At 47.0% G+C, this 26288-nt stretch carries 17 protein-coding genes and 1 riboswitch; of the genes, 7 read left to right on the top strand and 10 right to left on the bottom strand.

Annotated features, from left to right (window positions below):
- Nucleotides 1-49: 49 nt before the first annotated feature.
- Genes ABDW33_RS29160 through ABDW33_RS29170 form a run of 3 tightly spaced genes read right to left on the bottom strand, consistent with a single transcriptional unit; the run spans nt 50 to nt 6708 of the window.
- Nucleotides 50-1630: a DUF5123 domain-containing protein gene (locus tag ABDW33_RS29160; protein ID WP_343693624.1), complete on the bottom strand. Its 1581-nt coding sequence runs from the start codon at nt 1628-1630 to the stop codon at nt 50-52.
- 10 nt (nt 1631-1640) lie between these two features.
- Nucleotides 1641-3467 carry a RagB/SusD family nutrient uptake outer membrane protein gene (locus ABDW33_RS29165; RefSeq protein WP_343693625.1) on the bottom strand — a complete coding sequence of 609 codons (1827 nt, stop codon included), beginning with the start codon at nt 3465-3467 and terminating at the stop codon, nt 1641-1643.
- A gap of 16 nt (nt 3468-3483) precedes the next feature.
- A complete protein-coding gene (locus tag ABDW33_RS29170) occupies nt 3484-6708 on the bottom strand; it encodes a TonB-dependent receptor (protein WP_343693626.1) in 3225 nt (1074 codons plus the stop codon).
- A 445-nt stretch (nt 6709-7153) separates the two neighbouring features.
- Here ABDW33_RS29170 and ABDW33_RS29175 point away from each other — a divergent pair, with 445 nt between their 5' ends.
- Nucleotides 7154-7693 (top strand): hypothetical protein, encoded by a 540-nt coding sequence (locus ABDW33_RS29175; RefSeq protein WP_343693627.1) that lies wholly within the window; start codon nt 7154-7156, stop codon nt 7691-7693.
- A gap of 220 nt (nt 7694-7913) precedes the next feature.
- On the opposite strand, the gene ABDW33_RS29180 is transcribed toward ABDW33_RS29175, so the two are convergent.
- Nucleotides 7914-9611: a sodium/solute symporter gene (locus ABDW33_RS29180; RefSeq protein WP_343693628.1), complete on the bottom strand. Its 1698-nt coding sequence runs from the start codon at nt 9609-9611 to the stop codon at nt 7914-7916.
- A gap of 175 nt (nt 9612-9786) precedes the next feature.
- On the opposite strand from ABDW33_RS29180, the gene ABDW33_RS29185 reads away from it, so the two are divergent.
- Nucleotides 9787-11031, top strand: a complete 1245-nt coding sequence (locus tag ABDW33_RS29185) for a dicarboxylate/amino acid:cation symporter (protein ID WP_343693629.1) — start codon at nt 9787-9789, stop codon at nt 11029-11031.
- A gap of 94 nt (nt 11032-11125) precedes the next feature.
- On the opposite strand, the gene ABDW33_RS29190 is transcribed toward ABDW33_RS29185, so the two are convergent.
- Genes ABDW33_RS29190 through ABDW33_RS29205 form a run of 4 tightly spaced genes read right to left on the bottom strand, consistent with a single transcriptional unit; the run spans nt 11126 to nt 14906 of the window.
- Nucleotides 11126-12403 (bottom strand): YdcF family protein, encoded by a 1278-nt coding sequence (locus ABDW33_RS29190; protein WP_343693630.1) that lies wholly within the window; start codon nt 12401-12403, stop codon nt 11126-11128.
- A complete protein-coding gene (locus ABDW33_RS29195) occupies nt 12400-13386 on the bottom strand; it encodes an amidohydrolase family protein (RefSeq protein ID WP_343693631.1) in 987 nt (328 codons plus the stop codon). Before ABDW33_RS29195 ends, ABDW33_RS29190 begins: the two co-directional genes overlap by 4 nt.
- Nucleotides 13387-13395: 9 nt before the next feature.
- The gene (locus ABDW33_RS29200) at nt 13396-13701 is read right to left on the bottom strand and encodes a hypothetical protein (protein WP_343693632.1); all 306 of its coding nucleotides are present in this window, start codon (nt 13699-13701) and stop codon (nt 13396-13398) included.
- 35 nt (nt 13702-13736) lie between these two features.
- Nucleotides 13737-14906 (bottom strand): PLP-dependent aspartate aminotransferase family protein, encoded by a 1170-nt coding sequence (locus ABDW33_RS29205; protein WP_343693633.1) that lies wholly within the window; start codon nt 14904-14906, stop codon nt 13737-13739.
- 142 nt (nt 14907-15048) lie between these two features.
- Nucleotides 15049-15163, bottom strand: a riboswitch (SAM riboswitch).
- A gap of 333 nt (nt 15164-15496) precedes the next feature.
- Between ABDW33_RS29205 and ABDW33_RS29210 the strand changes: the two genes are divergently transcribed.
- The 4 genes from ABDW33_RS29210 to ABDW33_RS29225 all read left to right on the top strand — a co-directional run bounded on the left by ABDW33_RS29210 (nt 15497) and on the right by ABDW33_RS29225 (nt 22190).
- Nucleotides 15497-16105 (top strand): TetR/AcrR family transcriptional regulator, encoded by a 609-nt coding sequence (locus tag ABDW33_RS29210; protein WP_343693634.1) that lies wholly within the window; start codon nt 15497-15499, stop codon nt 16103-16105.
- A gap of 104 nt (nt 16106-16209) precedes the next feature.
- A complete protein-coding gene (locus tag ABDW33_RS29215; RefSeq protein WP_343693635.1) occupies nt 16210-17574 on the top strand; it encodes a TolC family protein in 1365 nt (454 codons plus the stop codon).
- A 403-nt stretch (nt 17575-17977) separates the two neighbouring features.
- The gene (locus ABDW33_RS29220; protein ID WP_343693636.1) at nt 17978-19138 is read left to right on the top strand and encodes an efflux RND transporter periplasmic adaptor subunit; all 1161 of its coding nucleotides are present in this window, start codon (nt 17978-17980) and stop codon (nt 19136-19138) included.
- 25 nt (nt 19139-19163) lie between these two features.
- Complete coding sequence (locus ABDW33_RS29225) at nt 19164-22190, top strand: efflux RND transporter permease subunit (RefSeq protein WP_343693637.1); 3027 nt, start codon at nt 19164-19166, stop codon at nt 22188-22190.
- A gap of 162 nt (nt 22191-22352) precedes the next feature.
- On the opposite strand, the gene ABDW33_RS29230 is transcribed toward ABDW33_RS29225, so the two are convergent.
- Nucleotides 22353-23117 (bottom strand): SGNH/GDSL hydrolase family protein, encoded by a 765-nt coding sequence (locus ABDW33_RS29230; protein WP_343693638.1) that lies wholly within the window; start codon nt 23115-23117, stop codon nt 22353-22355.
- Between the two features lie 1008 nt (nt 23118-24125).
- On the opposite strand from ABDW33_RS29230, the gene ABDW33_RS29235 reads away from it, so the two are divergent.
- Nucleotides 24126-24791, top strand: coding sequence for a response regulator transcription factor (locus ABDW33_RS29235; RefSeq protein ID WP_343693639.1), 666 nt, complete (start codon nt 24126-24128; stop codon nt 24789-24791).
- Between the two features lie 161 nt (nt 24792-24952).
- Here the strand turns inward: ABDW33_RS29235 and ABDW33_RS29240 are convergent, their stop codons facing one another.
- A complete protein-coding gene (locus ABDW33_RS29240; protein WP_343693640.1) occupies nt 24953-26119 on the bottom strand; it encodes a FecR domain-containing protein in 1167 nt (388 codons plus the stop codon).
- Between the last annotated feature and the right edge of the window lie 169 nt (nt 26120-26288).

Consider the following 26288-nt stretch of genomic DNA (forward strand, 5'->3'; position numbering starts at 1 on the left):
AAAGACGAAGGTAGAAAATAAAAACAGGGATTTTCTCATTCCCCCTATCCTACCACCACCTCGGATCTCCTGCCGTAGATCTGCCCGCAAATCCATTGTCCTTTATCGTAAAGTTCCCATTTGCCGGATCCTTCCACAAATCGCCTGCCGTACCACTATACACCGTCAACCCTGCTATTGCATTACCAGCCACCACATAATCCGAAGTATTATAACTGCTGCTCACACTGATCAGCGTTGCCGCATTTGCCCGGATTCCCCTGACTGTTGTATTCCCGCTATTACTCCTGCCCACCCCGATTATACAACTCTTCAGACTGATACCGGCCGTGATATTGTTCGTAGCTGACTGACTATAATCCACCAGGTAGGCCGATCCTCCACCCTGCGGTGCCTCATTGATGGTGCAATTGCTCAATACCACCGAATTGGAATTCTGCTTACTCGTCACCACCTTCTCCAGCTTGTACAACGTACTATTCTGAATTGTAATATCCTGCACCGCACATGCCACATTGTCTACATTCACCACCCCGTAATTCGAAATACTGTCCACCACACAGTTATTCAACATAAAACTACGTACCTGTGTACCGCCTGCTGCCGCTGTCTGCAACCTGACCACTCCCCTGAATATCTCCACATGGCAGTCTTCAAACAGGATCTTCCCGATCGTCGCCACATTGCTGGCATTGATCACATACCTCGCAGCATAATCATTACTTCTTAACGTCAGTCCCCTGAATACGACCGAATCGATCACACTCCCCGCCGTCACATTGAAATTATTCGTAAAATAGATCAAAGGCAACCGCGTATTAAAACTGTTCTCACTCACGAAAGATACGGCCTTACCAATCTCTGTTGCCAGGTCGATATTATACCTCTCGCCCCGCTTCAGGATAATGATACTCCCCGCCCCTACCTTAGATAAGGTATCCTGCAATATGGAAGGTACACCTGTTATCCCTGTCAGGTCTATCACATGCGGACCGGTAGCTACAGCTGCCCTGGTCGTAAAGGTCAGGATTCCCTTACTCACCTGGTCTTTGAAGATCTCTACCGTATACGTCGTGAACGGTTGTAATGAGTCTACCTGTAGCTTCCCACCCATGCTCTGTTCAGCGGATAAACTCACGGTACGTGTAACGCTTTCACTTGTGAAGACCAGTTTTGTAAGACCTTCTGTCCCTTTCCACAACAGGATCACTGATTTATCGATCAGGTTACTATCCGCTATCGGCAGCAACAACTGCTCCCCGGTAATCGTAAAGCCTTTACTATACACCCAATTGGAAGAACTGGCCGTATCCCTCCCATCCGTCCTGACACGGGCATAATACTTTTTGCGTACGGCCAGGTATCTCTCTGAGATACGAATCCCCGTGGTATCTGTTGTAAATGTATATGCTGTGGTGGCAAAGGTGGAATCCTGTGAAACGGCTACCGTATATGTTGCCGCCGCTCCAGTCGTAAATAATGCCGCCTTCCAGGTCAATGTAGCCAGTGTATCTGCTGTACTCACCACGATATCGCCCGATGGCATAAACTGCCGGCTCAGGCGAAGTGCCTCCTCCTTTTTATTACAGGCCAACAGGCCGGTGAGCAGAAAAAATATTACATAACGCATAAGAATCATTTTAGTAGCCCTCATTTTGTACCAGTTTGTAATTCGCATTCAGGGCATCTAATGGAATAGGAAGCAACTCTTTTTTATTCGCCTCAAAGTAAATGGCGTACCCCTTTCTGGCACCGGTAAGGTTATCCTCCGTCCAGGCAGTTCGCCAGTTCTTTACGCTATAGCCGGCGGGTGCAGCAGAAGCACCTAAACCCGGCTGAAACATGACCTGTGATACAGGCCCCCCGTACAGGTCCAGTGTCTGGGTCTCATCCACAGAATTTGTAATACTATAAGGCGCCGCCTTCGCATACAGGTACAATGGCACATTGGCATACCTGCCTTCTCCATTTACAAACTGTCTCAGCTTATTCCTCGTCTCCGTAATCTTTGTCGCCAGCAGGTTCCACCGGATCAGGTCATATTTTCTGATCCCTTCTCCGCCGAATTCCAGCAGGCGTTCATGTACCAGTGCCTCAAAAAATCCCTGTTTATCCTGCGGTATAGCCGGCAGGCGGTCCAGGTGGCCTGCATAGGCCCGTTTTTGCACCTGCAACAGTGCGTCCTGCGCCCTGGCAGAGGGAGCTTCATTCAGTTCATTGTCCGCCTCCGCATACATGAGCAGGATATCAGCAAAACGCAGGATCGGCCAGTTGATCGCCAGATTCTGCGATGTACCGGTAATGCTTGTCCATGAACGACGGTACTTACCATCCGTCAGTGCACTCGCTGTCGCCGCTATCTTCTGACTGTTCGCATCTATTTCAAACAGGTTGATCGTTACATCCCGGCGGCAATCACCAATAGAGTCAAATTCGTAAAAATAAACCGGCAATGCATTGATACCACCTCCACCTCCACCGAAGCGGGAGGAAGTATGATGCTTCAACCCATTGTAATACCCCAGCTTACTATCTGTACTGGCATTGCCACCATAGGCCCCGATCTCAAAGATCAGTTCATGCGCATTGTCTGTGCGTGTGCCTGTATGCAGGGATTTGAAAATATTCTCGTACACCGGGTTCAGGCTATGCTGCTCCGGATGCGCCATGATATCTGCACATTCGTCATAAGCGATCTGGTAGAATTTCTTATAGTCCTCCCTTCTCGCCATTACATGTGGCGTAGTACGCAGGGAATAGCCGCCCACTGCCAGTGCGATCCTTGCCCTGAGTCCTTTTACAGCGCCTTTGGTCAGTCTTAAATTCTGATCGGGCGATTCCGTTCTCCAGGGTACTAACTCTTCCGCTACAGCCAGGTCGTCCAGCAACTGCCGGTAGATCGTATCCTTGTCTGTCCGTGCCTGGTACATATCTGTCAGATCAGCGGCAGGTACCAGTTGTGCAGGCAGATCTCCCCAGTTACGCAATGCCTCGAAGTAGAACTGCGCGCGCAATGTCAGGGCCTCCCCATACATTTTTCTCATCTGGGCCTGCTCCGTAGCAGTACCACTGGTATACAGCCTGGATAGCGGGATATATCTGATACAGATGTTTGCCCGCTCTATTCCTTTAAACAACTGGTTGAAAGGGTTGGGCAAGTCACTGTTCCCGGCACTGGCACCATAGGTGCTGATGCCTCGCCTGTCGTCAGGACTGTAATCACCAGAGGTTTTGAAATCATCGGCAGACTGCGGGAACAAACAGGATAGACGGTTACCATATCCATTATCCCCGATCAACATGGCATAAATACCAATGACAGCGGAATTTGTGTTTGACACACTGTTAAACACCGCTTCCTGCGATATGGTAGACGGGTTCTCGACCGTCAGGAATTTTTTGCAGGCGCTGAACACTGTTGCAAAAAAGAATAGTATGATAATTGAACGTATGTATGGGTACATCATGAAAGAGATTAATCCATTAAAAAGAAACGTTGACACCACCCAGTATGAAACGGCTTCTCGGGTAGGCGGCATAATCCACACCCGGTGTGAGGGGGTTAGAACGGCGGGTATTCGCCTCTGGGTCATAGCCGGAATACTTTGTAAATGTGTGCAGGTTGTTGACCGTGGCAAAGACCCTGAAACGGGAGAAGACGTGTGTTTTCTTCAGCCAGGAGGCAGGCAGGGAATACCCGATAGTCACATTACTGATCCTGATAAAGGAGCCATCCTCAATCGCATAGGAATGCAGGAAGTAATTACCTGCCGGCGCAGACCAGTACTTTGTATCCCTGTTCAGGGTTTTCAGGGCATCGGGATCGGTCACCAATGCACCATTGCCGTCATACCATTTCCAGGCATCTTTCATTTCTTTCAGCAGGTTATTATCCTTGTATTGATAGGTGGTGGTAAACTCGATCTTATTCGCATTGTACACTTTGTTGCCATAAGAGAAATTCACGAAGACACTCACATCAAATCCCCTGTAGGTGAACTGTTGGTTAAGACCACCAAAGAAACTGGGTTGAGCATTCCCCAATACCTGCCGGTCGTTCAGTCCCACATTCATCGTATTATCTTTAGAAAGCTTTTTCAGCTTCAGGTCTCCAGGTTGCGCCTCGCGGCTTCCCAATGCAACGGCGCTGGTATTCGGCACATCTGATTTCAGGGTATAGCGTTGGGCAGTGGCATCGTAATTGAAATCATCTACCTGGTAATAACCATCTGTCACATAGCCGTAGAACTGTCCCACCGGCTTGCCTACTTCTACCAGGAAGTCGTTCAGACTATTCACCCATCCGGATTGTGCATAATAAGATTTCAGGGGTGCCCCTGCAGGATCTGTACCCAGGCTCACAATCTTATTCCTGTTTGCCGCAATGTTGAAAGACACATTGTAACTCATTTTCTTCCGGTTGATCACAACAGCTGCTATCTGCAATTCCACCCCCTTATTCTGGGTTTTCCCTACGTTCTGGATCTGGGCATTATACCCGGTGGTGGGTGGTATCTGTACGCCGAGTAACAAGCCCCTGGTATTGTTATGGTAATAATCGAAGGAGGCACTGATCCTGCTATCGAGTATGGCGATGTCCAGACCAAGGTTGCGGGATACGGTCGTTTCCCATTTCAGTTTCGGGTTGGCGAGTGATAAAGGTGCTGTTCCGGGAGTAACCGATTCATCAAATGCATACGAGCTGGTACTGGTACCATACATGGTTTTAAACAGGTCTTCGGAGATGCGGTTGTTGCCTGCGGTACCCAGGGTACCACGTAATTTCAGGTCGGACAACCAGCGAACATTCCGCATAAAATTCTCCTGCGACACGCGCCATGCCAGGGCCACTGATGGGAATGCCGCAAATCCGTTCTCATAATTGAACCGGGAAGATCCATCGTAGCGCAGGGTCATTGTGGCCAGGTACCTGTTGTTATATCCATAGTTGGCCCTGCCAAAGAAAGAGATCAGCCGGTTTTGCGTCAGGGCGGTAGCAGGTGGATCCTGTATCTGCCCGGTAGGTGGTGTCGCCTTTTGAATACCGGCAAAAGCCTGGTCAGGCGTCAGGTCGACAGGTATCCATTTTACGGTAGTGCTCAGGGTATTCCCTTTCAGCATGTAGATTTCCTGTCCTGCCAGCAGGTCTACCTGGTGTAGGTTTTTAAAGGTCCTGCTATAGGTGAGTGTATTAGCATTCGTGAAAGTGGTTGTTTCACCGGTAGCAATGGTTACAACGGGCATATCGGCATTGGAACGTGCTATGGAAGTAACATATCCATTGTAGGTGTTGGTGCGCGTACCCGTACTGGTAAAGCCGACCACACTGCGGAAAGTGAGTCCGTCCAGGATAGTAAAATTCAGATATCCGTTCAGGTTAGCATCGTTGCGGTAATCGTATTTCAGTTCATTGTGCGCGAGCAGTACGGGGTTAGTAAGGTTAGTGAGGTTGGCATATTCCGGATCGAATACGTCTACCACATCTTCGTCACCGGGGGCAATGAAAGGTTTATAGCGTACGGCATTGCGAAGGCGGTTGGTGCCCTGAGAGCCGGTGGCACTGGTGCCTACCCCATCGACCCGCTGACGGCTGTAGCGGGTAGTGATCCCCAGTTTCAGTCTTTTGCCGGCAGTATGATCAAATCGGAAGGCGGCCATGGTACGGCGATAACCGGATTCCAGCATAATGCCATCTTCTGAAGTATTGTTCAGCGTAAGGTTGAAGGAGGTCGTTTTGTTTCCACCTGTTACCGCAACAGAATGGGTATTGTTGATCGCGTCGCGGCCGAACACTTCCTGTTGCCAGTCGGTAGCAGGCACCTGTTTGTACAGTTCCAGGTCATCCCATCTGCCATATTTGTCCCTGAAGGCTTTCCGGGTATCATCGTCGGTCTGGTAGTTGTAGAGTTTGTACTGGTACTTTACATAGTCATAAGGAGAAAGCACCGGCAACTGATTGACGATGCTGCGAACGCCCATATAGCCATCGTAGCTCACACGGGTGGGCATATCCTTTCCGCCTTTAGTCGTGATGATCACCACACCATTTGCGCCGCGGGCGCCGTAAATGGCAGTAGATGCGGCATCTTTGAGCACATCGATACTTTGTATTTCCTGTGGGGAGAGTAAGGACAATGCATTTTCCACCTGGATCCCATCCACAATGTAGAGTGGTGAATTGTCCTGTGTGATTGAGCCACCGCCCCGTACGCGAATCAGGATATCTGCGCCTGGTCTGCCTTCAGTGGTGGTCACCTGCACACCGGCCAGCCGCCCGGCGAGTGCTTCCGCCACGGTATTGGCAGGCACATCTTTCAATTCTTTCTGGGCATTGATGCTGGAAGCGGAACCGGTAAAGTTGCCTTTAGATACCGTACCATACCCCACTACCACAACTTCGTTCATGTTGGCGTTCGAGAGTTGTAACTGAGCTTTCACGGCCGTTGCCGGCGAAGCGTTCACTGTAAGTGCCTGGTACCCTACATAGGTAAACACCAGGGAGACCGTTTGTCCATCAGGAACTTTGAGATGAAATTGTCCGTCGGCATCAGTCTGGGTACCCGTACTGGTATTCTTAATACGGACGGTTACCCCCGGCAGTTTATCGCCTGATTCTTTGCTGGTAACTGTTCCGGAGATCTGATTCGACTGGGCAAACACCTCCATACACCCGAGGAGGATGGTCATGAAGAATAATAATCCTTTCATAAGTGGAATTCAATGTTTAGTATCTGTTATCTATTTCATAGACGTGTGCTTGTGGTTGATAGAACGATCGGAGAATATCGGGTAACTGCTACAAAAATGTCCCACCTTGTTGTTCATGCTCCTTCAACAATTTTAACGGCTAATTTTCTAATGAACAACTAATTGCACGTGTTTATTTACGCAATCGTTCCCGGAGAAAGTAAGGAACGGCATGAAATGGCGCCCTTATAACCGCTTTACTTCAACTATATATCAGCGATGTTACCAACCTTACATTAACAGTGCACCATAAGTACACCAGAAGTGCACCTGTATATCCAATCGATATTGAGGTGCACTTCTGGTGATCAGTTAGTGATGTATTAGTACTCAAATGGTAACGAAGCTGACAGGATATTGTTCCATGGTTGGTGGCTATTCGGTATATTGAATCAAATTGTTTGTTATGGCATTGGTAAAAGACAACCTGTTATTTCAATTCGTACGGGGCACCATCGGTGATCAGATCACTATCTATGAAAGGAACGGCCAGATCATAATGGCGAAGAAACGAGAAAAATCAGGAAAGAAACCCACACCAGGGCAGCGGGCTGCCCGGGAAAAGCTGGAAGTAGCAGCAGGATATGCAAGGGCTGTACTACGCGATGCGGAGCTGAAGGATTATTATAAGAGCAAGGCAGGACCGGGACAGAGTGCTTACAATATGGCGATTAAGGATGCATATACCTCACCTGAAGTACAGGATGTGCAGGTAAAAAATCTTACTATCATCGTGAACGCAAAGAATGAATTCCGGTTAGCAGAAGTGGCAGTACAGGTATTGAACCGGGCTGGGAAAATACTGGAGAAGGGGAACGCTACACGAGACAGGAACTTCGTGGATTGGTATTATACAGCAGAGAGTTTGCCTGCTGGTGGAAAAGTGAAAATTATTGCGACCGATCTGCCGGGAAATAACACGATAAAAGAATTGAAACTCGGATAAATAGCTACGCTGGCAAAAGAATGACTCCTTATACCCGGTAGTCCGGATAAGCACACTGCCGGGCAACTCATTGTTATCTGTAACTAATGGACTATCTGTACAAACATAAAAAAAAGGTCGAATGAATTCGACCTTCGATATCATAGTTCACGTTATTGAATAGCTGTAATCTGCAAAAATTACTGAGAGTTCATACAGCTTGTAGAGACTAAATAAAAACTTACCAGAAGCGGATGTACAACGCACTCAGGATGAGCAGGGTCAATACAATCAACACAATTGTAGACGGTGCTAACCTGAACATAGCTTTATCCAGCTGGAAGGCTTTCGGATTGATCTTTGGCCCCAACAGGCTGAGGATCACCATCACCAGCAGCGTAAAGAAGAATGCCCAACCCATACAGATCTGGAATGGAATTTCATATACGCCATTGTTGTTCAGGAACGCGGTATATAACCATGTTTCATGACCAAACCATTGCGCTGCATAGTTATTGAACACAACAGACAGGAGAAAACCGGTCACGATACCTGCTACTGCCGCCGCACCAGTCGTACGCTTCCAGAACATACCCAGCAGGAACATTGCAAATACACCTGGACTGATAAAGCCGGTATATTTCTGGATGAAGGTAAAACCACCTGCCCCACCGATACCTAACAGGTCATTCCATGTAAAGGCAATTGCCACCAGCATAGCCACCACGATTGTAACGCGGCCGGTCCATACCAGCTTTTTCTCGTCGGCTTCTTTATTGATATATTTCTTGTAAATATCCAGTGTGAAAATAGTTGAAATACTGTTCGCCTTACCCGCCAGAGACGCCACGATCGCCGCTGTCAATGCCGCGAGAGACAAGCCTTTCAAACCATTTGGCAGGAAGGTCAGTACCGCAGAATAAGCATTGTCTGCATTGAAATGCCCACCTGGCGCCATTTCGCCCTGCAGCCCGCCATTCTTATATAATACGTAGGCAGCAATACCGGGTAGCATCACGATCACAGGCATCATCAGTTTCATAAGGCCGGCGAACAGGATACCATTGCGGGCTGTCTTCAGATCCGCCCCCAGTGCTCTTTGCGTAATATATTGATTACAGCCCCAGTAGTTCAGGTTGATGATCCACTGACCTGCAAAGTAAATCGTGATACCCGGCAATAAAAGATAACGGTTAATATAATCCTGGGAGGCGCCGGGACCAGGTTTCTTGAGGATCATCTCAAAGTGATCCGGCGAATCTTTCATGAGTGCATTGAAACCAGCCAGGGCATCCCTGCCCAGACCGAAGTGTTCACTTACCATAGTGAGTGCCAGCCAGGTGGTAGCCAGCCCACCGATGATGAGCACTATTACCTGGATCACATCTGTGTAACCAATTACCTTCATACCTCCCAGTGTAATAACCAAGGCAAATACTGCCAGCGCTACCATAATAATGTGGAAATGCTCAGCCCCTACCAGGTTATTGATGGCCAGTGCTCCCAGGAAAAGAATGGATGTCAGGTTGACAAACACATACAGGAACAACCAGAATACCGCCATGATCAGTGCCACCGTTTCATTATAACGGGTTTTAAGGAACTGGGGCATGGTGTAGATCTTGTTTTTCAGGTACACAGGAATAAACCAGACCGCTACAATAATAAGCGCTACGGCCGCAATCCATTCATAAGCCGATACAGCGATGCCGACAGAGAAGCCGTTGCCGCTCATACCAATGAACTGTTCTGCAGAAATGTTGGAAGCAATGAGGGATGCGCCTATGGCCCACCACGTGAGAGATCCTTCTGCCAGGAAGAAATCTTTGGTACTCATAGTGGCCTTCTTTTTCCGGAGGTAAATCCAGTATCCATAAGAAGCGACTACCAGAAAGTAGACTACAAAAATGATGTAGTCAATATTGGCTAGTTTGTTCATAATATGTGGAATGTTACGGTATATAGTTTCACAACGGGTGCACTTTCATGAAGAGCAAGATAGTAATAATTGTCAATTTTACATTTAAAAATAGAAATATTTTTTCTTTGGTACGATTTTATCCCCCGGATGATCTGATTTTGTCCCTGCTGTTTTTTTTATAAATTACAGCCATATGCGCCAATTATTAAAGAATTATAGCAGCATCCTGCTTTTGCTGGGAGGGATCATAGCCGGTAGTATCCTTGGCCTTACCCTGGGTAAACAGGTCCTGATCCTGAAGCCCGTCGGGGATATTTTTTTGAACCTGATCTTTATTGCGGTGGTGCCGCTGGTATTTTTTGCCATTAGTGCGGCGATTGCGAATATTGATGCGGGGCAACAGCTCGGCAAGATCATGTCTGCCATGTCGCTGGTATTTCTCGTTACGATATTGATCGCTGCGTTCTTTACGATAGTGGTTATCTGGCTATTCCCGCTGGAGGCCGTTGTATCTGTACCCGGGTCTTTGCCGGAGATGAAGGATGCGGGTAACTGGGGGGATCAGATTGTACGGTTGCTTACTACGGAAGAGTTCTTTTCTCTTCTGTCCAGGAAGAACATGTTGCCATTGCTCATATTTGCAGCTTTAACAGGTTTTGCGGCGCTGAAAGCGGGCGACGCAGGAATACCGTTCAGGAAATTCCTGGTGTCCGCAAATGCGGTGATGAAGAGCTTTCTGGACATAATTATGATAATGGCACCACTGGGTCTCGGGGTATATTTTGCCTGCCAGGTGGCTGAGCTGGGTCCGCAGCTGTTTAAAACGTATGCAAGTTCCATGAAGATCTATTACGGGTTCGGGATTATTTACTTCGTTGCGGGCTTTACCTTTTATGCTTTCCTGGCCGGCGGCTGGAAGGGTATCCTTTTATACTGGCGGTATAATATTGTGCCTTCTCTGACGGCGTTGGGGTCCTGTAGCAGTATTGCTACCATCCCGGCTAACCTGGAAGCGGGTAAGAAAATGAGGATACCGGAGAGCATTAACAATGTCGTGGTGCCGTTAGGGGCCACTTTGCATAAAGACGGGTCCAGTATTTCATCGATTGTAAAAATCGGGGTGGTGTTTGCGCTGTATGGAAGGGATTTTTCAGGGGTAGACACCATATTGCTGGCGCTGGGAATTACAGTGATTGTAAGTATTGTGGAAGGAGGCGTCCCCAATGGAGGGTACATCGGGGAGCTCCTTGTAATGTCTGTTTATGGATTTCCGGTGGCGGCTTTGCCAGCGGTCATGATCGTCGGTACTTTAGTAGACCCGCTGGCCACAGTGCTGAATGCGACGGGTGATACCGTGGCTGCGATGATGGTGACCAGGGTGTTGAAAGGCAAAAACTGGATCAGGGATCAAGAGGAGCAGCAAACGATGCCCGGTTGATCAGCCTATACAACAGCAGGGAGTTCAATCAGGAAGCAGGACGCGTCGCGAACAATACCCGGTTGATCAGCCTATACGCCAACGAGGAATTGGATCACGGATCCAGCGGATCATTAGGATCTTCCTGCCACGCTTTTTCATCTGGCAGAAACCTGTTGGTCGTTTCGTCTACCCTTTCCATGCTTTTATACGGTACATAGCCGATTTCCTTCACGAAACGTGGCCCCATCCGTTCAATCATCATTGATTGCATCGGGTCGGTAATGATCAGGCCCGGTTTCGCGGCCGGCATGTTAAATAAATACATCAGCCTTTCCGTATTCCTGATATTAGTTGTTGTATGCCTCGCATGTGGTTCTATGATGATTGCGCTATCCGGAATACCTAACTTCGTTACCAGGTACTTTTTCATTTCTACAGCTTCACTGAAAGGTGTTTTGTACGGGTGTACGTGCCCGCCGGAAACGACGATGTAGGGGGCCAGCTTATTATTATAAGCAGCTACCGCCAGTTTACAACGATATACACCGACTGAATCAATGCTCTGTCCTTTCTTGCCAGGACCTGCGCCGGGTACCAGTATCACACTGTATTTATAAGCATTCCAGTAAATTAAACGGGAGCTTTTGAATGCTGCGGCATTACTCCCGGCATACAGTGGCTCGTAGCGGGTTGCTTCATCTCTGCCGTTTACTTCAAGTGCTGTGAGGGCACCCTGCAATGACTGGCGATAGAAGGCCCCACCCATTTTACGCAATAAACCTGCTTTCACTTTGGGCAGATCGGATGGCTGTAAGGACGCGCTATCTATCGCTGCATAACGGGGCTGCTGTCCCTGTAAATACACCTCGTAAATGTGATTCATGCCCGTCACTATATCTAACCATACTTTACGGATATACGCGGTATCATTCTCCTCGTCATATACCGGGTAACGGTTCACCACTTTCAGGCTTTTTACCATTTCGGTCATATCACTATTGGTGTTCACCAGGTTTACAAGCTGGTCTCCCACCCTCCTGATCTCATCAGGCGTCCATTCCAGCGCTTCGCCCAGGCAGGCTGCACTGGTACAATTATTAACCGCCGTCTGCAGACGGGTCTCTCTCTCTGCGGCAATGCCATTTAACACAGCATCTTTCTGTACTACATCATGTGATGCGCCCTTTCTTTCCAGCATGTAGAGAAAGTAAAAAGACTTCCTGATCTGTACCTGTTGTGTAGCAGTAAATGCCAGTCCTGCCGGTGCAGTGGTCTTTGGCCGGGAGACCGGCTTGTGATAGCGTTTGCTCTTGTGTTGCGCGAAGGTCATTGTGGTGGCCAGCAACCCCGCGACGAGGCCAGTGGCTAAGATCTTTCTGTTTAATTTCATTTTATTTCCTTTCCATTTTTCCAAATTGCGCTGATACTGCGGGTGGCCTTGATATCCGCTGCCGGATTGCCATCGAGCACCATAAAATCTGCTTTATTTCCTGGTATCAGTTTTCCTGCCTGATGTGCACCTTCTAAGAGCTGCGCTCCGTTGGCGGTGGCACAGGTAATTACTTTCAAAGGAGACAACCCCGCTTCTGCCATCAGCTGTAACTCCAGGTGCTCAGAGAACCCCTGTGCTCTTGTGGGTTGTGCGCCCGAGTCGGTTCCCATACAAACAGGGATACCCGCGCTATCTAATTTACGTAGATTGGTGCACGCAATGTTGAATGCTTTGATCTTTTTCTCTCTTTCTTTATCGTTTTTCTGCGGCATCTTTTTCAGGTCATCGTATACACCTGGTTCCAGCGATTGAATAAAGAAGGGATCGTTGATCCAGTCCGGCGGCGTTATGCTGTATGCGAAGTTATACCTGTCTAAGGAGAGTGTAGGAATGTAATAAGTTCCTTTTTCTTTCATCAGTTGTATGAATGCATCGTCTACGACCTGGTCCCGGATACTGTGGGCAAGCAGATCGATGCCGGTAGCGACGAGGTCACGGGCATCTTCTAAATAATACACGTGTGCCGCTACTTTGATATGGTGTGCGTGTGCGGTTTCAATAATGGCTTTGTAGATGTCCGGGGTAACTTTGGGATTGCCATCGACCCAGATCTTGACGAAATCAGGATGTAACGCTGCCAGTTGTTCCATAGCCGCTGTTGCCGCTTCTGGTGTAAGTGGCCGTTGGATATATTTTCCAAATGCACCGGGAGGCACGCCACCGTTAGCCCCAAACCCGTATCCGGCGGTATAAATGGTTGCACCGGGAACAGTGCCTTTCTGTGAAGAGTCGCGCAAAGGCCAGATCAATGGCTGGTCTGTACCCATGCTCAGGACAGCACCTATGCCGTAGTGAAGATATTGTTCCAGCTGCCGTTTCACATTTTCCTCTTAATAATTATTGGCACTGGCTGTATTTCCTTTTATAAGTCCCAGGTGTCCATGCGCATTGATCAGCAGCGGCATGACCGTTTTACCGTTCATGTTAATACGTCTGGCGTTTTTAGGCAGGTACCGGGTATCTGGAAAGGACACGACTTTATCTGCCTGGATCACCATATTTACATGCTGGCGCACGGGTGCGCCGCTGCCGTCTATGAGTGTGACATCTTTCAGTACCGTCAGGGGTGCCTGCTGTGCAAAAAGTAAGCAGCTTTGACATATTGCCCCGATGGTCAACAACAGATAATTCTTCATTCAGTATGGTTTGCAGTATTGCAAACTACGAACTATCAGTTAAAAATGGCGATCGCTTCGGGCTTAATTTGATAAAAGGCATGTGCAAGGTCTGCCAGCAGGTCTTCCGGTTCTTCAAGCCCAACGCTCAAACGGATGAGGCTATCCGCTACACCTGCGGCTCTTCTCTTTTCGTCCGGGATGGATTTATGGGTCATAGCCGCCGGATGACACAGCAAACTCTTAACACCACCGAGGCTTTCAGCCAGTCTGAAATACTTCGTACCGGTTACAAATTGCCGGGCGGCGGCCTCAGTATCTGTTTTCAGGGTAAACGAAACGATGCCGCCAAAACCTTTGGCCTGTTTTCTGGCAATCTCGTGGTGAGGATGTGATGAAAGGCCTGGATAAAATACTTTGCCGACCTGAGGATGCTGCTCCAGGAACAACGCAATCTCTTTTGCATTGGCACAATGCTGCCGCACGCGGAGGTGAACGGTTTCGATACCCCGAATCAGCAGGAAGCTGTCAAATGGAGACAGGATGGCGCCACAGGCATTCTGATAGAACCTGATCTCCGCACCGAGGGCAGCTTCTCTGGTGATGACAAGACCGGCAATCAGGTCACTGTGACCACCCAGATATTTGGTGGCACTGTGGATCACAATATCAGCACCGAGGGCCAATGGCTGTTGTAATACGGGTGTAGCAAAGGTATTGTCAACCGCAAAGAGGACTTTGTGAGCCCGGGCAATTTTCGCGATTGCCCCGATATCTGAAATTTTTAACGTCGGATTGGTGGGTGTTTCCAGCCAGATCAGCTTTGTGGCAGGCGTGAGGGCATCCAGTATGTTTTGCACATCGCTGGTATCTACGTAGGTAACTTTAATACCGAACTTGCTGTACACTTTGTCGAAGAGTCGGAAAGCGCCCCCATAAATATCATCTACAGCAATGATTTCGTCTCCCGAACGAAGGAGTTTCAGTACCGCATCGATGGCCGCGAGGCCACTACTGAACGCGATACCTGTGCTGCCGCCTTCAAGGCCAGCTACTATCTTCTCCAACGTTTCGCGGGTAGGGTTGTTCGTGCGGGCATAATCGTAGCCTTTGTTTACGCCGGGTGCTTCCTGTACAAATGTAGAGGTCTGGTAGATAGGTACTGCGATCGCACCGGTTAATGGATCTACCGGAATGGAATGAAGGAGGTTAGTGATGTTACTCATCGGTTTGCTTTTTAGTTGATGAAGAAATTGATTAAACAGGGTTCTTGTGGGAGCTTATCAGAAAGGAGCGGGCATAAAAAAAACTCACCTGGATAGTCAGGTGAGTTTGGAAGTATATTGAGTAATATCGATCAAATCTACCGACTTATCTTTCCCGGATATACTCCGGGATGGATGTAGCACCTTTCTTGTCTGGTGGAACAAGGTGGTTGCTAAGGCTTCGCAGGGCCATTTCCCTCTGCCTTTCTTGATAAGGTATCTTAAAGAACTGTTGCAAAGATACAGTGGTTTAATCTGGAATTCCAAATAATTCCAGAAAAATCTTCTTCAATTATTTCCAATCAAGGGGAAAATTGCGGGGAATGGGCCTGCCGGTGGAAGAGGATGTAGATTTTACACAAGTGGACAAGACCGTGAGCCTGGCCGCACGGGAGGCATAAAAAGTAACAAAAACGCGCAACGACGTGCCAGATAAGGCTGCTGGAATAGATGGAAAAGCCCTCCCAAAAACATCAGGCAAAAGAAAAAATACCGTTTTATTTGGTTTACTAAACACCGTTCAGTAAGTTTGCATCGTAAAGAAATTAATTATGGGGATTTCTGACAGGAAAGAACGGGAAAAGCAGGAAATGCGGAAGCTGATCATCGGTGCCGCCATGGATATGTTCATCAAAGATGGATATGAGAAAACGTCGATCCGGAATATTGCGGAAAAAATAGAATATTCCCCTGCCACTATTTACCTGTATTACAAGGACAAAGACGAATTGTTTTATGAAATACAGGGTGAAGCCTTTGACCAGATACATGCCTATTTCCAGGCAATGGTCGTTTCAAATGATCCCGTGGAAAGACTACGGGAGCTGTTGCGGGCATATATCGAGTATGGCATCGCCAACCCGGACCTGTATGACCTGATGTTTATACTGCGTTCTCCCATGAAGGCGGTTCAGGAAGAAGATTCATGGGACAATTGTCATGTTGCATTCCAGTTCCTGCTCGATACAGTCGATGCTGCCAAAGACCAGCTCCGTTTCTCAAATCCTGTACAGGCAGGGATGATTCTCTGGGGCCTGGGGCATGGCATTATTGCGTTGACGATACGCGACAGGATGAAAGTGACGCGTATGACTGAAGAGGACCAGGCAGTCCTTATCCAGTCTGCCTTACAGGAGTTCATGCAGATCATTCTAAAATAATTTGTCTGTGTCAATCTTATAATTGACACAGGCATACAATCCGCTCTTTTACACTGACACTCAACGTGTCTTTTTTTATACCTTTTCACTAAACAGTGTTCATTATGTCAACACACATTAAAAAAAGACTTTTGTTCATTCTAGCTATACTGGGTGCTTCATTCCGCCTTTCTGCCCAGGATACGCTGCTTGAGCACTACATTCAGGAAGCGTTTTCACGCAACCAGGGCCTGCAGCAGCGCAACTTCCAACTGGATAAGTCGCTGTACGCGCTGCAGGAAGCCAAATCACTTTTTTACCCGAGTGTAAGCCTGATTGGCGATTACACAAGGGCAGACGGTGGCCGTACTATCGACATCCCGATCGGGGATTTGCTGAATAATGTGTATTCGAGTCTGAACCAGCTGACCGGGACGAACAACTTTCCCCAGCTGAAGAATCAGTCTGTGCTCCTGAATCCAGACAACTTCTACGACGCCAGACTTCATACTACGCTTCCACTCATCAACACGGAAATATGGTATGCAAATAAGATCCGCAGGGAAAATATCTCGCTGCAACAGGCTGCTGTAAATGTGTACAAACGTAAACTTGTAAAAGATCTGAAGACTGCTTACTACCAGTATTATCAGAGTTGCCGCGCCGTAGAAATCTACAATGCCGCTATGTTGCTGGTGGATGAAAATATCAGGGTAAACAGGAGTTTCATTGCTAACGGGGTGACGAATACGACGGCCCTGACCCGCTCCCAGGCAGAACAGCAGAAGATCATTACCAACATTACCAGCGCAGAAAACCAGCGCACTTTAGCGAAAGCATATTTCAATTTCCTTCTTAACAAACCACTGAATGATACCGTCTTGCTGGATAGTAACGCCTTTGTAGCCGCTGCCCTCCTACCCATAGCAGATACCGGTACCATTGCAAAGAGAGAGGAACTGACACAACTGGAACAGCAAAGGAAAATCGCTACACTGCAGTATAAGCAATCCAATGCTTACCTGGTGCCGAAGCTCAGCACATTCCTGGATCTGGGATCACAGGGTTTTAACTGGGCCATCGACAATAAGAGTCGTTATTACCTGTGGGGAGTACACCTGCAATGGGACATCTTTACAGCCGGTCAGCAAAAGCATAAAGCACAGCAGGCTGCGATGGAAATAAAAACAGCGGATGCTGCCTATGCTGAAACTTATAGTGCCTTACAGTTTGCACTGACTACTGCTTATAATAACTATCATACTTCGGTAGCCAATTACCAGAATGCACAAACCCAATTAGGGCTTGCTGAAAAATATTACCGTGATCAGTTCAAGGTTTATAAGGCAGGCCAGCTTCTTTACCTGGAATTGCTGGATGCACAGAATCAATTGACAAATGCACGCTTGCAGGTGGCTGTGGCCTTCGCGGGTGTACAAACTTCTATGGCCGACATTGAATTACAGGCTGCTGCTTACCGGCTACAATAGGAGTTACGCTTTTGCAGATGCGGACACTGCAAGGATTGATACTTAAGTCCAGGTATTCGCTTACCGGTTGCAATAGCTGGTTACGCCTCCGTAGATGTTGACACTGCCGGGGCAGATATTCAATCACAGGTATTCGCTTACCGCTTACAATGGGGAGTTACGCCTCCGTAGATGTTGACACTGCCGCGGCAGACTTTCAATCACAGGCATTCGCCTATTGGTTGCAATAGCTGGTTACTCCTCCGTAGATGTTGAAACTGCCGGGGCAGATATTCAATCACAGGTATTCGCTTACCGCTTACAATGGGGAGTTACGCCTCCGTAGATGTTGACACTGCCGCGGCAAACATTCAATCACAAGCATTCGCTTACGAGTTACAATAACAATATTAAACGTCGAAATATGAAAACTATTCACGCCATCTTACTACTGCCCGTTCTCGCTGTCTTCGTCGCCTCTTGTGGCGACAACAAAGCGGCTGAAAACAAAACCGCTACTGAAGTTATTCCGGTTAAACTGCTCCCCCTGAATGGACAGCGCGCAGGCTCCGCAGCTATCGCCGTTTCGGGACAATTTACTACTGACGACGAGACCATGCTTTCTTTTAAAGTTGGCGGCATCATTCAAAGCCTGTTGGTGAAAGAAGGAGATGCTATCAGAACCGGGCAGCTTCTGGCTACGCTTAATCCTACCGAGATCAATGCACAGGTCATGCAGGCGCAACTGGGTTTTGAAAAAGCACAGCGTGATTATAACCGGGTGCTGCACCTGTACCAGGATAGCGTGGCCACACTGGAACAATTACAAAATGCAAAGACCGGGATGAGTATTGCAGAGGAACAATATAAATCTGCTGAGTTCAATCGCAGTCATGCACAGATCCGCGCTACTTCTAATGGTTATGTGTTGCGGAAGCTGGCAAGCGAAGGACAACTGGTACAACCCGGAACTGCAGTTTTTGAAACAAATGGTGCACAGTCAGGGAACTGGTTGCTGCGCGTAGACCTGAGTAACAAGCAGTGGGCAGCGATCAGGCAACAGGACAAAGCGAAGGTGGAAATCGAATCCCTGACAGGAAAGACTTTTGAGGGCACGGTAGTCAGGAAGACAGAAGGATTGAATCAGAATAGCGGAACGTTTAAGGCAGACATTCGGGTGAATGGCGTAGAGCCGGGCGTAATTGCTTATGGTATGTTTGGAACGGCGGTAATTGAAACAGGCAGCAGTAAAATGACGGATCGTGCAAATGAAGGTGCCGGCAATTCAGCTGACATTTCCGGCAGGGCCGCCGGGACTGGTTCGAATGGAATGATGAAAGATGCAAACAGCAGCAGTGGAAAAGGTCCCTGGTCTATCCCTTACGATGCATTGATGGAAGGAGATGGCAGCACGGGGTATGTATTCATCACCACCGATAACAAAACCGCTAAAAAGGTAACCGTCACCATCGGTGGTATGGAAAAGGACGTCGTGATCATCACCAAAGGGCTCGAAAATGCTCCTGCTCTGATTATTTCCGGCAGTGCTTATCTCACTGATGGCAGTCCGATCAGTGTAAAATAAGATTAATCGTTACAACAATCAGCACATGAAAATTTCAACATATGCGGTAAAGAATTATCAGTTTACCCTGATAATCTTTATCATGATCATTACACTGGGCATCATGACGATCTTCAATATGCCCCGTTCCGAAGACCCGGAAATGCATGCCCCAACTTATTCTGTGATCGTGGTATACCCAGGCACCAGTCCGAAAGATATGGAAGACCTGGTGGTAGATCCTTTAGAAAAAGAACTATATGCACAGGAAAATGTAAAAAGGGTGCGTACCTCTATTGGAGACGGGTTGGCTGTGATCAGGATAGAATATAAATATAGCAGCGATGTAAACGAGAAATACCAGGAAGTATTGCGTGTCGTGAATGGAAAACGCGGAGAGCTGCCGGAAAATATACGGATTGACGTGATGCGGTTCCAGCCTAGTGACGTGAATATTCTGCAATTGGGACTGGTATCGGAAAACGCGCCTATGGATAAATTGCAGTATTACGCGGAGAAGTTGCAGGATGAACTGGAAAGGTTGAAAGAGCTTAAGAATGTTGAGATACATGGGGTGCCGGACAGGCAGGTGCGCATTGAACTACAAATGGAGAAAATTGCACAGATGGGTATTTCTGTGAACAGTGTGATCAGTAGTCTGCAGGGAGAAATGGCGAACTTACCCGGTGGTAGCATTGATGCGGGCAACCGTTCATACAATATTAAGAGCAGTGGCAGTTACAAATCGCTGGATGAGATCCGGAATACCGTGATCAACGTCAACAGTAATAAGAATATTTTCCTGAAAGATATTGCTAATGTATACTATGGTTTTAATGATGAAACCTATGCTACACGCCTGAATGCGCATCGTTGTGTGTTCCTGGTGGCCGCGCAGAAAGAAGGTGAAAACATCAGTAAAACAGAGAAGGTATACGGTCCGGTGATAGCACAGTTCAGGAAGACGCTGCCTGCAAATATTGACCTGGTGCAGAACTTTGACCAGGCAGAAAATGTAAACAGGAGGCTGAGTGGATTGGGCGAAGACTTTATCATCGCTATCCTGCTGGTGGCGATCACCCTGCTGCCATTGGGTTTCAGACCAGCATTAATCGTGATGATCTCCATTCCTTTGTCTTTGTCAATTGGTATTATCCTGTTGAATGTATTTGGATATAACCTGAACCAGCTGAGTATTTTAGGTCTGGTGGTGGCATTAGGATTACTCGTGGATGATAGCATTGTGGTGGTAGAGAATATAGAACGCTGGATGCTGGAAGGGCATAACAGGATGGATGCAACACTGAAAGCAACAAAGCAGATTGGACTGGCAGTAATTGGTTGTACGGCTGCGTTGATTATAGCTTTTATGCCGCTGGTGTTTATGCCGGAAGGATCTGGTGATTTCATCAGGGGGTTACCGCTGGCGGTGATCTTTAGTGTACTGGCTTCCATGCTTGTATCGTTGACGATTATTCCATTTTTAAGCAGCAAATTGCTGAAAACGCACACAGGGCATCCGGATGGAAACATCTTTATGCGTGCGCTGAAACGCCTGATCCATGGCAGTTACAGCCGGTTGCTGGATGGCGCATTGAAACGCCCTGTACTAACAGTGGTAGCAACGGTGATCATTTTTGGCGGAGCGATTTATTTGTTCAAAGTGATTGGGTTTAGTTTGTTCCCGGCCTCAGAAAAGCCGCAATTCCTCATTAACATCACAACACCTGCACAGTCTAACCTGCCATATACACAGACGATCGCACTGGAAATTGAAAAGGTATTGAAGACAGAAAAAGATATACAATACTTCTCTACGAATATCGGCCGGGGGAATCCAAGAGTATATTATAATATCATACAGGAAAATGAAAGAAGTGATTATGCGCAGATTTTTGTGCAGCTGAAACCTGAGACATCTCCGGAAGATAAGTTGGTTTTGATAGACAAGTTACGTAAACAGTGGACGCCTTATCCGGGAGCAAAGGTAGAAGTGAAGAATTTCGAGCAGGGGCCGGCATTACCGGCACCAGTGGAGATCAGGTTGTTTGGCGACAACCTGGATACCCTGCGGGAACTGGCGGGACAAGCGGAGGAAGTGTTGCGGAAAACGCCGGGAACTATTTATGTAGATAACCCCGTCAAATTATTGAAGAGTGATATCCGGGTGGTAATCAATAAGGAGAAGGCTCAGCAGCTGGGTATACCTAGTCTGAATATAGATCGTACCGTAAGACTGGCAGTGGCCGGCCTGAATCTCGGACATTATGCAGATAACAACGATAATGATTATGATATTCTGCTGACGCGGAATAAAACCGGGCGGCCGACGATGGATGTATTCAATAGTCTTTATGTGAATACGAATGACGGGAAATCGGTTCCTTTGAGCCAGGTAGCGGATTTGAAAATGGAAAATTCGCCGATCAGTATCAGTCACCAGGAAAAGAGAAGAGTGGTATCGGTAACCGCTTTTGTAGACAAGGGCGTACTGGTGGATAAGGTGCTGAATGAGGTGATTGCAAAGATGGATGCAATGCCCAAACCGGCGGGCTATTCTTATGAGATGGGTGGCGAGATAGAGTCGAGGAAGGATTCTTTTGGGGATTTTACCAGTATTATCATCCTGACGGTATTCATGTTTATAGCGGTGTTGATCCTTGAATTCAGGACGTTTAAGAGTACGTTTATCGTGTTGTCTGTGATACCGCTGGGCGTGGTTGGAGCAGCGGTGGCACTGTGGATGACGGGGAATTCTTTGTCTTTTGTGGCGATTATTGGTATGATCGCGCTGGCGGGGATTGAAGTGAAGAATACGATCCTGCTGGTGGATTTCACGAATCAATTACGGGAGCAGGGCAAGTCATTGGAGGATGCGATCAGGGAGGCTGGTGAGATCAGGTTCCTGCCAATTGTGCTGACGTCACTGACGGCAATTGGTGGCCTTATCCCGATTGCGATCAGTACGAATCCATTAATCGCACCATTGGCGATTGTATTGATTGGAGGGTTGATTAGTTCGACATTGTTGTCGAGGATAGTGACCCCTGTAGTGTATAAACTGATGTATTAAACCCAAAGGCCTGTATCATTTTATGATACAGGCCTTTTTATCCGGATACCTGGTAGAAACTGGTATCGTTTTAAAATTCTCAGGATGTCGTTCTATTTGTGATACATTCTTTTTTCCCGCTGAAAATGGTTTTCGTTAGTGAACCCCGCTGTCATAAATTCGTTATTTAACAGCTTCCAGCCAACTGCTTGCCATGAGTTCAGCACCAGCCAGGCTCGGGTGCACCCCATCTCCTGTCCAGTAGCTCCCCGGAGCAGATTTCTGCGCTTTATCCATAATTTCCTGGTAAGGTATAAATACCGCGTCATACTTACCCGCTATTTCCTTAGCCGCTGCACGATAATCATTAAATGCCGGGAACCATTTATCATCCACTGCTCTCACATGGTTTACCGCGAAAGGTTCCCCGATGATCAGCTGCACATTCGGCAATTTCTGCTTAGTCCGGTCTAACAGGGCTGTCAGGTCATTCTTATATGTTTTGATAGTACCGGTATAACCACCTGTGAGGGTATGCCAGTAGTCGTTTACACCGATCAGGATACTGAGCACATCAGGCTGTAAATTCAGACAGTCAGTGTCCCAACGCTCTGCCAACTGGTGTACTTTATTCCCGCTGATTCCCCTGTTGTAGATCTTCAGGTTCTTGTCAGGGAATTGTTTCAATAAGGCGGCAGCAGCCAGAAATGCGTACCCATTGCCCAGTGCATTGGTATTATTTGCCTCATCATTGTCTCTTTTACGGCCGGCATCGGTAATTGAATCACCCTGAAACAGGATCACCGCGTCCTTTTTCAAGGTGATCTTTTTGGCGCTTCCGCCATGTGCAGCGGCGAGGGACAGGTCTGGTAAAGCAGCAGCAGCCAGGGTTCCCAGCGATAAGTTACGGAGGAATTTTCTCCGGGGAGAGTAAGTGGATTGTTCCATGGAATTTTTAAGTTAATAGTATATACATTGCAGTTAGAAGGGTCTGAGGACCTGAGCAATAAAACTAAGGAATTATTTAAATAAAAGAAAGGGGCGGGCTGAAAGACAGCCGCTAAAAACCGTTAAAAAGACAGAAAGGTAAAAAAAAAGGCCGCCCAGGAATGGGCGGCTACTTATTTATCTATCCTATGAAAACCTGTGTATTAATGAGATACAACAGTTTAAATGTAGAGATTGGTATAGAGGGAAACAGGGCATTTCGCCTTAAGTTCCCAAATCCACCAAAATTGCCCTGGTACTAAAACCGCATACCAAGGCTTAACGAGAGTTTGGCTTATTATGGATATGGCTCTCCGGTAATAAATACTGTCATATCCTTTCATTTGCACTTTTATATCATTTTAAAAATTAATTCAACGGTATTATACATAAATTTTATACCCTATTGATGTTAATTTTACCACTGAATATAACTAGTTTTAAATGCATTATGCATTTTGCTGTTGTAAAGATGGCTAATTGTTGGCGTCACGACGACATTTATTGGCACACTTTTTATAAAATGAGTAAGGTCACACATTTTTCTAGGTGCTAACACTTATTTTAAGCATCGACCACAGTTGAACAAACAAAAAGGGCTGTTATTGACGCATATTTACGTGCAGGTCAACCTTTGAAACCCTTACCCTATCTTCTTGAAAAACTTCACAAGGAAAAAGACATTATTATCAGACTAAAAAAAAATGAGTATGGTCATTAGTACATTACCTGCAACTTTGGAGAAAGGAACCAACTTTTATTCATCGGTTTCGTTAATCAGAGACGGGATTTTTATTCAATCACAGAGGGACTTGTTCAATTTTTTCAATTTCTAAGTGGTATCAGACAATCCTATTAAACCACGTCAGCAGGATATATGCGTTCTGATGAGAACCAATGACTATAAAGGCCATAAAGCAGACTACATGGACCTAACGAGAACGTATAAACTAGCTCAAAACAAATTGAATGAAAGAACAGATTTATCGAATTTTACTTTTAGAGGAGGACACTGCTTTAATCCGCAAAATCCAGCAGCTGCTAACATTACACAACTACGATCTCATTTCCACTACCACCCTTGAAGAGGGAATGTATATGAGTCGTCAGTTTAAACCGGACCTTATTGTATGCGGAGTCAAACTGAGAGGCGGCAGTGGTTATCATTTTCTCATGGAACTGCGGAATGACCCCACTTTGCAGCATCTACCTTTTATCCTGATCAGTGGCAAAGAAATTAAGGAAGACATGCGCATGGGTATGAACCTGGGTGCAGACGATTTTTTGACCAAACCTTTCAAGAGCAAAGAGCTTTTAATGAGTATCAAATCGAGGATTACAAGGTTTTCGGTTTTCAATCTGCAGCAGCGTGAGAAGAAGCATACCACGATTGTGTCGATGCCGGTAGCAGCTCCCGAAATTTACAGCAAGCTGAGTAAAACAGAGCTACGCATCATGCAGATGATTGCCGAAGGATTGAGCACAAAAGAAATTGCAGAGGCACTCAACATCAGTATCAAAACTGTTGAGAATCATCGCCACAATATTTCTAAAAAGCTGAACCTGACAGGGCACAATTCTCTGATTAAGTATGCTATGCGGAATCTGCAGCAGCAGTACCGGATCCTGAGTTAGTGGAGAGGTATTATTTCATTTTGCATTTATTCCTGAAAATCCGCCGGTTCCTAACGCCAAAAGCAGCAGGAACCGGCGATGAAACGAGATGATCAGCTAATAAGCTGATAATGAAAAATTCCTTTTTATTGTAACTGCCACTATAATTGTCTGGTAAACAATCATCTCTTCAGCTTCAGGTGTAATACGTCTTTGTCGTAGTAATGATCTACGTCTCCAATGATCTGAAGAGTTTCCAGGAAGTAATCGAGCGTCTGCAGCTTTTCCAGTCCACCGGTAAATTTCTTGCCAGCGAGGGAAGGGTCGTCGAATACCACTTTTACCCCATACCACCGCTCTATTACAGCAGCGATGTGCTCCAAAGAGGTGTTGTGAAAGACGTAAAGCCCGCGCATCCATGCCAGTACTTCATCTGTATCAAAGTTGTCGACGCTGAATTTATTGTTGGCGTTGAATGCTACTTCCTGCCCGGGTTTCAGGGTCACTTCCCTGTCCCCCGATCTGGTGAGCACCTTACCGGTTACCAGGGAGGTGGTAGTTACGTCTTTGTTGTACGCATTGACATTGAATGTAGTGCCAAGTACGGTAATATCGGTGTGGGCGGTGTGTACGATAAATGGCTGACCATCTTTCCTGGCTACATTGAAGTATCCTTCACCTTCGAGGTATACTTCTCTTTTATCGCCATCGAAGGCAAAGGGAAAGCGAAGTTTGGAGGTAGCATTCAGCCAGACCTCGGTACCGTCTGAGAGAGCAAGTTTATAGTCCATTTTAGGGGGAACGGTCAATGTATTGAATCCCTCTCCCATTTTTGTATTGGATGCATATTGCAGTTGTTTGGCGCCGGCGCTAAGCTGTACATCGCCTGCTGTGATCTGTTGGCGGGGCTGGTTGTATGGCAGGGCTACTGTAGTACCATTTGCGAGTTGTAACTGTAAACCCGGCATGGTATTCCCGGTATTGTTAACCGCTACAGGTAACGGTGTTTCCTTCTGCCAGATCCCTGAGCGCCAGATAACACTGATAGCGAGGGCCGCCAGCACGGTAATGGCAGCGGCCATTAACAGCGCCCGGTTCATCCTGACCCTGCGGGAACGTATAGTGAGCTGACTTTTGACATTGTTCCAGGCAGCGTTTTCATCTATTTGCTGCCAGAAGCGTTCTTCACCAGGTGTAATGTAACTATGTTTTAAAGCGCGCCACATCAGGGCAATCTCTTCGTGCGTATCGATGAGACCAGCTACCCGGGCATCGTCGGCTTCGCTGATTGTACCGTTTCGTTTTTCCAACAGGAGCTGGTAAATGTGCTCGTGGTTCTCAATCATCATATAATTCCTTGTTAAATAAGACGGTTGGCTTCCGCACGTGAATTTATACTGCAATCTATTGCACCGAAGCTACGGCGATCATTTTAATATTTAAGTTAACTACCAGTTAATGATTTGAGATAACAAGTTGTTTTTCTTACGCTTATTCGCCTTTATATTATATTATTTT

The organism is Chitinophaga sp., from assembly GCF_039596155.1.
Lineage (GTDB): Bacteria > Bacteroidota > Bacteroidia > Chitinophagales > Chitinophagaceae > Chitinophaga.